This window comes from Paenibacillus sp. N119s, from assembly GCF_059447605.1.
Genome location: NZ_JCAJRU010000212.1, coordinates 1 through 8,773 on the forward strand (window position 1 = coordinate 1; position 8,773 = coordinate 8,773).

General features: G+C 47.9%; 10 protein-coding genes and 1 pseudogene. 10 read left to right on the forward strand and 1 reads right to left on the reverse strand.

Annotation, left to right across the window (positions count from 1 at the left end):
* From AC5V8P_RS20100 to AC5V8P_RS20145, 10 genes are all read left to right on the forward strand, one after another.
* A partial coding sequence (locus AC5V8P_RS20100; protein ID WP_495473805.1) for a ThuA domain-containing protein occupies positions 1-431 on the forward strand: 431 nt, incomplete at its 5' end.
* A 113-nt stretch (positions 432-544) separates the two neighbouring features.
* Positions 545-904 (forward strand): phasin family protein, encoded by a 360-nt coding sequence (locus AC5V8P_RS20105; RefSeq protein WP_063213796.1) that lies wholly within the window; start codon positions 545-547, stop codon positions 902-904.
* A gap of 1 nt (position 905) precedes the next feature.
* On the forward strand, positions 906-2,576 hold the full coding sequence (locus AC5V8P_RS20110; RefSeq protein ID WP_064797736.1) for an ABC1 kinase family protein: 1,671 nt from the start codon (positions 906-908) through the stop codon (positions 2,574-2,576).
* 22 nt (positions 2,577-2,598) lie between these two features.
* Positions 2,599-3,171: a hypothetical protein gene (locus AC5V8P_RS20115; protein WP_063213798.1), complete on the forward strand. Its 573-nt coding sequence runs from the start codon at positions 2,599-2,601 to the stop codon at positions 3,169-3,171.
* Positions 3,172-3,443: 272 nt separating this feature from the next.
* Complete coding sequence (locus AC5V8P_RS20120) at positions 3,444-4,892, forward strand: SulP family inorganic anion transporter (RefSeq protein WP_064797737.1); 1,449 nt, start codon at positions 3,444-3,446, stop codon at positions 4,890-4,892.
* A gap of 219 nt (positions 4,893-5,111) precedes the next feature.
* Entirely contained in the window at positions 5,112-5,777 is a 666-nt protein-coding gene (locus tag AC5V8P_RS20125; protein WP_013373509.1) for an amino acid ABC transporter permease, read from the forward strand.
* On the forward strand, positions 5,758-6,435 hold the full coding sequence (locus AC5V8P_RS20130) for an amino acid ABC transporter permease (RefSeq protein ID WP_064797738.1): 678 nt from the start codon (positions 5,758-5,760) through the stop codon (positions 6,433-6,435). Before AC5V8P_RS20125 ends, AC5V8P_RS20130 begins: the two co-directional genes overlap by 20 nt.
* 17 nt (positions 6,436-6,452) lie before the next feature.
* Positions 6,453-7,208: an amino acid ABC transporter ATP-binding protein gene (locus AC5V8P_RS20135; protein ID WP_064797739.1), complete on the forward strand. Its 756-nt coding sequence runs from the start codon at positions 6,453-6,455 to the stop codon at positions 7,206-7,208.
* A gap of 18 nt (positions 7,209-7,226) precedes the next feature.
* A complete protein-coding gene (locus tag AC5V8P_RS20140) occupies positions 7,227-8,102 on the forward strand; it encodes a cysteine ABC transporter substrate-binding protein (RefSeq protein ID WP_064797740.1) in 876 nt (291 codons plus the stop codon).
* A gap of 237 nt (positions 8,103-8,339) precedes the next feature.
* A complete protein-coding gene (locus tag AC5V8P_RS20145; protein ID WP_196771892.1) occupies positions 8,340-8,447 on the forward strand; it encodes a putative metal homeostasis protein in 108 nt (35 codons plus the stop codon).
* Positions 8,448-8,560: 113 nt separating this feature from the next.
* On the opposite strand, the pseudogene AC5V8P_RS20150 reads toward AC5V8P_RS20145, so the two are convergent.
* Positions 8,561-8,773, reverse strand: a pseudogene (locus AC5V8P_RS20150) (peptidase); the annotation flags it as partial.

The window sequence follows — 8,773 nt, forward strand, 5'->3', positions numbered from 1 at the left end:
CTCAGCAAACAGCAGGACTGCTGTCCTATGTCAGCGGCGGAGGTGGGCTGCTTGTGCTGCATAACGGAATCACATTGCAAGGACGGTATGAAATCGCACAGCTCATGGGAGCACGTTTCCTGCGGCATCCGGCAGCGGAGCTGCTTTCCTTCAAGGTAACGGAGCCGGATCATCCGATTATGGAAGGAATTGAGCCGTTCGAGATTCAAGAGGAGCCATATCGTTTTGATTTTGATCCATTCACTGAAAAGACACTGTTGATGGAATACGAACACGAAGGCCAGTGGTGGCCGGCTGCATGGGCGTTGTCCTATGGCTTGGGCCGGGTCGTCTACTTGATGCCTGGACATAATCAGCCAAGTTTCCAGCATGAGGGATACCGCAAGCTGTTGCTTCAGGCTGCTAAATGGGCCGGACGTTTTCCGGGTTAAGCCTAATCATATTCATAACTATTCCATCCATTGGGAGAGGGGAGTCGCGAGCTTTATGCGGCTCCCCTTTTCAGGTTATACTATAGGTAATCACAGGTAGGGGAGGGTATATTATGAGCGATTTGTTCAAAAAAGCCATCTCATTGGGGTGGGGCCTCACCGTTGTCAGCAAAGAAAAGGTGGAGAAAGCCGTCGAGGAGCTTGTAAATCGGGGAGAACTTGCACCCTCGGAATCCAAAGCGCTGGTCGATCGTCTGATCGAACGAGGGGCAGAGGAACAGGGACAATTCAAAACCATGATCCGCGAGCAGGTTAGCCGCATTTTGCAGGAGCTGGAAGTACCTACCGAAAATGATGTCACAAGTTTGGAGCAACGTGTGGCATTGTTGGAAAAACAGGTAGCGGAGCTGGAAAAAGAAAAGGCGGCGCTTACGGGTTCGAGTGACGCTGAAGAAGCGAACCGGTTGGATTAAAATGGCCGTTCGCATGAAGCACGCCGGTCGTTACCGGGAAATTGCCATGGCGCTGGCGCGTCATGGCTTTGGTTATATGGTGGAAGAAATGGGACTGTTCCAGCTGCTATCCCTGCCCCGCAAGTGGCTGACGAGAGAAACCCCCGAAGCCAAAACGCTGGGTGAACGGATTCGGCTTGTGCTGGAGGATCTGGGACCTGCATTCATCAAGCTTGGACAGTTGGCCAGCACACGTGCTGACCTGCTGCCAGAGCCTATTATTCGTGAGCTGGTTAAGCTTCAGGACCAGGTACCGCCTTTTTCGCCTGACACGGCCCGTGGCATTCTGGAGCAGGAGCTGGACACGTCATTAGAGAACATACTGGTTCGTTTTGACGATGTTCCGCTGGCGGCTGCTTCGATCGGGCAAGTGCACCTGGGTAAGCTGCACAGCGGCGAAATGGTCGCCATTAAAATCCAGCGTCCAGGCGTTAATCGCATCATCCGGCGGGATTTGGACATTTTACGGGAATTGACCGCAATGGCAGCCAAGCGCTGGGAATGGGTGGAGCGTTATCAGCTTCGCCAGATGGTGGAGGAGCTGGGGAGATCGCTCATTAAGGAGCTGGATTACAACCATGAAGCCCGTAACACAGAGAAGATTGCGCTCCAATTTGAGCAGGACCCACATATCTATATTCCGAAAATATACTGGGACCATACCTCCTCACGTGTACTGACCATGGAGTTTCTGGAGGGAACTCACTTGGGCAGTCGTGAAGAGCTATTGGGCCGTGGTTATAACTTGAAAGAACTGGCGCAACAGCTGGTCAACAGCATGCTGCATCAAATTTTTATAGAGGGCTTTTTTCATGCCGATCCCCATCCGGGGAATTTGCTCGTTCTGAATAATGGAAGTCTCGCCTATCTGGACTTTGGCATGGCAGGAAGGCTAAGCGAAGAAATGAAAAATCACCTCGCTTCCCTCATAATCGCCCTGATGCGCAAAAATACCGATGCCATGGTACGGGCCATCGAACGACTGGGGCTGGTTGAACCGGATACCGATCTGAATGCGCTCCGTGCCGATCTGGATAAGATACGCGAAGATTACTCGGACGTTCCTTTCTCACAGGTCAGCATTGGCGATGCTTTGAACGACCTGTTTGGCGCAGCCCAGCGCCATCGAATTGGGTTGCCATCGGACGTCCTGCTGCTTGGCAAGGCGCTGCTGACCCTGGAGGGGGTTGTAGAGCATCTGGACCCCGACCTCAGTATTATTGCATTAGCTGAGCCTTTTGGTAACAAACTGCTGAAGGAACGCTTCAGCGGTCGTCGTATTCGGGGCAAGCTGTTGGGTGGTGCGGCTGAGCTGGTGGAGACGCTGATGGAACTGCCGAGACAGACGAGGCATCTGACCTCAATTATCAGCAAGGGTAAGCTTAAACTGGAAGTTACCGTACCCGAGCTGGAACAGCTGTTGCGCAAGCTGGATCAGATCAGTAATCGCCTGTCATTCAGTATTGTGCTGTTAGCGTTCAGCATTATTATGGTCGGGCTGATTATCGGTTCATCACTAAATCATCAGGCGACTATGCTGTGGAACGTGCCTGCGATTGAAATTGGTTTTGTCGTAGCGCTCTTAATGGTTGCCTTTTTACTGTACTCTATTTTTAAATCAGGAAGGTTCTAGATACCGACTACAAGGAGGCGTCATGGACACTCATAAGATAAACACTGCCTCAATGAATACTCTTGAAATCGCAGATGTACCGTGGCACCGCCTGACTACTCCTTATGGTAGAGGCACGGAATTGCCGCATTTGATATCCAATGGGGAGTATGCAGCCATCGCTGATCTGATAGAGCATCAAGGCACACTGTGGCAGGTTACCCCGTGGGCATTACTATTCTTATTGCGGAATATGCATGCGAGAAGACCGGAGGATATCACACTAAGTGAGCTAGAGTTGTATCACACGGTTGTTCAAGCATTAGACATGGAAGATCTACAAGCCGACTCACAGAAGTCTGTGGAATCCTTGACTAGGCTGCTAGATGAGAAGTATCTATGGCCAGCAGACAGCGACCCCGAAGAAGATGAACTGGAGTGGGAAGAGGAAGAAGCACGCGGCTATGATCCGGTGGCTTTTTGGAGCTATTATGACTATAGTTGTAGGCTACTAAAGCAAGCGCTACCTGATTTTGAGGGCTTGCTTCAACACCAAGCGGACTCTGAGATTGCTGAATCCCTAGCGGAGCTTGTGCTGAAATTACGAAAATTTTAAATATAAGAAAACGAATTAGATGAAGAAAATGATTGATATTTTAAGTAAATAGAGGTTTTCTTTCTGTAAACAGCCTTTTAACTCATTCGTTTCTACGAATCCCTTGCGTTATAATGATGGACTGAATATAACGGAGCGGGTTCGTTTGAGAGAGACGAGCTGAATGATAGGAGAGCCTTGGCGATTGACCGCTGGACGGATGCCCAGAGCCATATCGGGTTGCGGGTCAAGATGCTGTTCTCTGTAAATATAGGAGGCTGGAACGAAACTGTATGAATTTTAGACAACAATGGTTCGGTAATATCCGGGCTGATATACTTGCGGGCATGACCGTGGCGCTAGCGCTGATTCCAGAGGCAATTGCCTTCTCAATCATTGCAGGTGTTAACCCCATGGTCGGACTGTATGCCTCCATCTCGATGGCGATTGTCATTTCTATTGCAGGCGGACGGCCAGCGATGATCTCGGCAGCAACCGGGGCTGTAGCTGTAGTGGTCGTGGGTCTGGTCAAGGATTACGGCGTGGAGTATTTGTTTGCGGCTACCATTTTAGCTGGGATTATTCAGGTGTTGCTGGGTGTTTTGAAAATAGGCCGCTTTATTAGCTTTATTTCACAACCGGTCATGACCGGGTTTGTAAATGCACTGGCGATCCTCGTTTTTATGGCGCAGCTTACCCACTTTCATGGAGCGAATTGGATCATGTACGCCATGGTAGCAGGAACATTGCTCATCGTGTATATTTTACCGAGATTTGTGAAGAGCGTTCCTGCTCCATTGACTGCAATTATGATCATGACGATCATTACGTATGTATTTGGATTGAATGTCAAAACGGTAGGAGACATCGGTACGCTAACCAGCTCGCTGCCTTCATTTCATTTGCCGCAAATTGAGTGGTCGTGGCACACGTTGCGGATTTTGCTGCCGTATTCCTTTACGATGGCGCTGGTTGGACTATTGGAATCACTGCTGACAGCCAGTATTTTGGATGAAATGACCGAAACGAAAAGCAATAAAAACCGGGAAGCCCGCGGGCAAGGGATTGCCAATTTTGTAAATGGCTTTTTTGGGGGGATGGGTGGCTGTGCCATGATCGGACAATCCGTCATTAATGTCAGCTCAGGGGGAAGAGGACGTCTGTCGACTTTCACGGCAGGGGTGTTCTTGGCCTTCTTGCTGCTCGTGCTTGGCGGGGTTGTAAAGGAAGTGCCCATGGGCGCATTGGTGGGAGTCATGTTCATGGTGTGTATCGGAACCGTGGATTGGAAATCGCTCCGAAACATCGCCAAGGTTCCCAAAGCAGATACGTTTATTATGGTGGTCACGGTCATCATCGTGGTGGCTACGCATGATTTGTCCAAGGGTGTGATCGTAGGTGTGCTGTTGAGCGCTTTGCATTTTGGCTGGAAAATGGCTAAAATCCGTATCAGTGCGACTGAAGATCATGAAGCCAAAGTGTACCATGTCAGGGGGCCGATGTTTTTCGCCTCAACGACTCATTTTGTCGATCATTTTGAGCCTGCACATGATCCGGAGCGCGTTGTAGTGGATTTCAGCCATTCACATGTGTGGGATCACTCGGCAGTTACTGCCATTGGCAAGGTGCTGCAAAAATACAGAAACTCAGGTAAATCGATTACCCTGCAAGGGTTAAATGAGGAAAGCCGTTTAATTGTAGAGAAGCTCGGCGGTTCTGTAGTCACAGAGCCGATCGTGTGATGAATCGTATAGTGCAAAGCAAAGTCTAAAATGGAAACCCTCCATTTCGGACTTTTTTTATTTATTTCTGAAATGAAATAGCCGTTTTCATTCTAAATCATAGATAAATATGACAAATTTTCATCAAAGTATTGACGTAATAATTTGGCAGGAATACAATCGTTGTTATTAAGCATAGCAAGTACATAGGAATAATTGAAAATTGAAAGGTATGTACATATGAACTTAGACTGGGAGTTTATTGTAGAAAGCTTGCCGCTGTATGGAGAAGCCATGTGGCTGACGTTGAAGATTGCCTTTTTTGCTATTCTGTTTTCACTAGTCGTCGGTTTGCTGTGCAGCATTGTGCTGTATTACAGGGTGAAAGGAATTAGCGGAATCATTGTAGCCTATATCGAGCTTTCCCGGAATACGCCGCTGCTTGTACAGTTATATTTTCTGTATTACGGGTTTACGAAAATTGGTCTGCACATGAGCGAAATGACGTGTGCGATTGTGGGGATGACCTTTTTGGGCGGGGGCTATATGGCTGAGGCATTCCGCGGTGGAATTGAAGCCGTGAGTAAAACCCAAACGGAATCCGGGTTGAGCCTCGGACTGTCCAAAATACAACTGGCGAGATATGTTATTTTGCCGCAAGCATTTAGCATTAGTATTCCGTCCTTGGGAGCGAACGCGATCTTTCTACTCAAGGAGACCTCCATTGTGGGTGCCATTGCTTTACTGGATCTGATGAATGTGGCCAAAGACCTGATCGGCATGTACTACAAAACGACAGAATCGTTGATTCTGCTGGTATTGGCATATCTCGTACTGCTTTTACCTTTGTCGATGCTGCTGACGTGGGTGGAAAGGAAGGTGCGATATGCTGAGTTCGGGGATTAATGTGCTGTTTGAGGGATCGAATTTCGAGCGTCTGTTAGGGGGATTGCTCGTTACACTGGAGATTGCATTAATTTCCATTATTATTGGTACGCTGCTAGGCATTCTGATGGGTCTGCTGCGCACCTTAAAATCAAGACCGATTCGGTTTGTGCTGAGATTCTATTTGGAGACATTCCGCATTATTCCGATTTTGGTATGGTTGTATGTCGTGTATTTTGGATTTACTCCTTTACTGAATGTGGATATCAGCGGAGAGTTGACGGCAGTAATCGTATTCAGTCTGTGGGGAGCGGCAGAAATTGGCGACATCGTACGAGGTGCATTGGAATCACTGCCCAAGCATCAGGTGGAGTCCGGGCAGGCATTGGGGCTGTCCTATTGGCAATTATACCGCCATGTGCTTATTCCCCAGGCGGTGCGCCGCATGCTCCCGGGTTCTATTAATCTAGCGACACGGATGATCAAAACCACGTCACTTGTGGTGCTTATCGGTGTTGTGGAAGTGGTCAAGGTCGGGCAGCAGATTATTGAACTTGGTGTAATCAAGGCGCCTTCGGCATCCTTTTGGGTGTATGGTTTTATCTTTATATTGTATTTTCTTGTATGTTATCCGTTATCCAGACTTTCCAAAAGATTTGAAAGCAGATGGCAAAATTAGCAGGATGGGGTGGTGTCATGGGAGAGGCTGTTGAGGTTTTATTGGAAATTCGAGGACTGGAAAAAAGCTTTGGCGACCGAAAAGTACTGCAGCAGATTAGTCTGGACGTAAGGAAAGGGGAAGTTGTGGTTATTCTCGGCCCTTCAGGATGTGGTAAAAGTACGCTCCTCCGATGTCTTAATGGTCTAGAGCCCGTTCAGGGGGGAGATATCCGTTACAGAGGACAGGATCTGACGGATACAAAAGTGAATTGGCGTGAGGTGCGGCAGCATATCGGAATGGTGTTCCAAAACTATGAGCTGTTTCCGCATATGACGGTCTTGGAAAATATATTGCTCGGTCCGCTTAAAGTTCAGCGGAGAAACAGGCAGGAGGCGCTTGCGCAAGCGGAGCAGCTATTGGAGCGAGTCGGTTTGCTGGACCGCAAGGATGCGTATCCACGACAATTATCAGGCGGGCAAAAGCAACGCATTGCAATTGTTCGCGCTCTGTGTATGAACCCTGAGATTATGCTTTTTGATGAGGTCACCGCATCTTTGGACCCGGAAATGGTCAGAGAGGTGCTGGATGTCATGCGAGAGCTGGCCCAACAGGGGATGACGATGATTATCGTGACGCATGAAATGGGATTTGCGAAGTCGGTAGGAGATCGTATTGTTTTTATGGATCAAGGACAGATATGTGAAATGACTACGCCACAGCAATTTTTTACCCAACCGGAAACAGAGCGTGCCCAGCACTTTCTGGATATATTTCAGTACGAAACGATATAAACAGGGGGATGAATACAGATGAGAAAAGGAATGAAGTTCACAACGTTATTACTGGTTTTGAGCTTGCTGCTCGTCGGTTTGGCGGGATGTGCAGGAGCTGGAAACACCAATGGTAGTTCGGGTTCGGCTAAATTCGCCTCAATTGAGGACATTAAAAAGAATGGCAAGATTAGAATCGGTGTTTTTGCGGATAAGCCGCCTTTTGGCTACGTAGATTCTGAAGGGAAGAATCAGGGCTTTGATGTGTATATTGCGAAACGATTTGCCAAAGATCTCTTGGGCGACGAGTCCAAGGTGGAATTCGTTCTGGTGGATGCCGCCAGCCGGGTTGCCTATTTGGAGTCGAACAAGGTAGATATCATCATGGCTAACTTTACTGTGACCGATGAGCGTAAAGAAAAAGTCGATTTTGCTAACCCGTATATGAAATTATCCTTTGGTATTGCGTCACCCGACAATGCTCCAATCACCACGATCGACCAATTGAAGGGTTCGGATCAAAAGCTGATTGTTGCCAAGGGAACGACGGCTGAAACTTATTTCACAAAAAATTATCCTGACATCAAGCTGCTCAAATTCGACCAGTACACCGAAATCTTTTCAGCTCTCAAAGACAAACGCGGTGCCGCCATTGCGAATGATAATACAGAGCTGATCGCTTGGGCCAAGGCCAATCCCGGCTTCACCGTAAGCATTCCAGCTTTCGGTGGCCAAGATACGATTGCCCCCGCAGTAGCGAAGGGAAATAAGGAGCTGCTGGACTGGATTAACAACGAGCTGGCTACGTTGGGCAAGGAAAACTTTGTCCATAAAGCCTATAAGGACACACTGACCCCTGTTTACGGAGAAGGCTTTACGGATCAATTGGTTGTAGAGGGCGGAAAGGTGAATTAATCATCGTATAAGTTGCTATTAAGCATAAAGAAGCGTTGGGCTTGCTGACCCAACGCTTCTTTCATATGGGGAAAGGGAGATTTGTAACTTCTTAATCGAGGCACATACTTCCCCAAAAGCTCTTGCATGCCCGTAGCTTTCATTATATAATTTTAATGATTATGATTCTCATTATCATTAAATCTTTAGGCGCAGACTCCCAATATGAGCCTAAATGAATAGGATGGTGCTCTACACATGGCTAAAACGGATATGGCTACTGCCAGAAGACAGCTCAGCAGTCCGAATAAGATCACGCGCAGACGGGCTTTGAGAACGATCAAAGCTGCGAAACGCGCGAAGTAACAAGCTTCAAGTTAACTGCAAATGCAATGCCAGTGTCAAAATTTTTAGTCTCCTCGTTTTAATATTGCACCTGCCTTCCTGATGGTGGTACACAGGAAGGCAGGTGTCTTTTTTTATTTCTTTTGTGCAAACAGCCACTCAATCATTTCCTGATTTTGCAGAGCCGGAACCCAAGAGAAGTGTCCTGTGGGTTTGATCATCCCTGCTTCGTATTTAGTGAAGTGAATGAGGTTTCCGTTCTGTGCTTTAATGGCAGCAACCATTTCTTCCGAGTTCTTAGGACTCACTGTCGTATCGTCTGCAGCATGAAAAGCCCAAATCGGAAC

Excerpts from the sequence above, each read along its gene's own strand:
- AC5V8P_RS20140 (WP_064797740.1), top strand. The coding sequence starts at position 7,227 with ATGAGAAAAGGAATGAAGTTCACAACGTTATTACTGGTTTTGAGCTTG.
- AC5V8P_RS20105 (WP_063213796.1), top strand. The coding sequence starts at position 545 with ATGAGCGATTTGTTCAAAAAAGCCATCTCATTGGGGTGGGGCCTCACC.
- AC5V8P_RS20110 (WP_064797736.1), top strand. The coding sequence starts at position 906 with ATGGCCGTTCGCATGAAGCACGCCGGTCGTTACCGGGAAATTGCCATG.
- AC5V8P_RS20145 (WP_196771892.1), top strand. The coding sequence starts at position 8,340 with ATGGCTAAAACGGATATGGCTACTGCCAGAAGACAGCTCAGCAGTCCG.
- AC5V8P_RS20125 (WP_013373509.1), top strand. The coding sequence starts at position 5,112 with ATGAACTTAGACTGGGAGTTTATTGTAGAAAGCTTGCCGCTGTATGGA.
- AC5V8P_RS20130 (WP_064797738.1), top strand. The coding sequence starts at position 5,758 with ATGCTGAGTTCGGGGATTAATGTGCTGTTTGAGGGATCGAATTTCGAG.
- AC5V8P_RS20135 (WP_064797739.1), top strand. The coding sequence starts at position 6,453 with ATGGGAGAGGCTGTTGAGGTTTTATTGGAAATTCGAGGACTGGAAAAA.
- AC5V8P_RS20115 (WP_063213798.1), top strand. The coding sequence starts at position 2,599 with ATGGACACTCATAAGATAAACACTGCCTCAATGAATACTCTTGAAATC.
- AC5V8P_RS20120 (WP_064797737.1), top strand. The coding sequence starts at position 3,444 with ATGAATTTTAGACAACAATGGTTCGGTAATATCCGGGCTGATATACTT.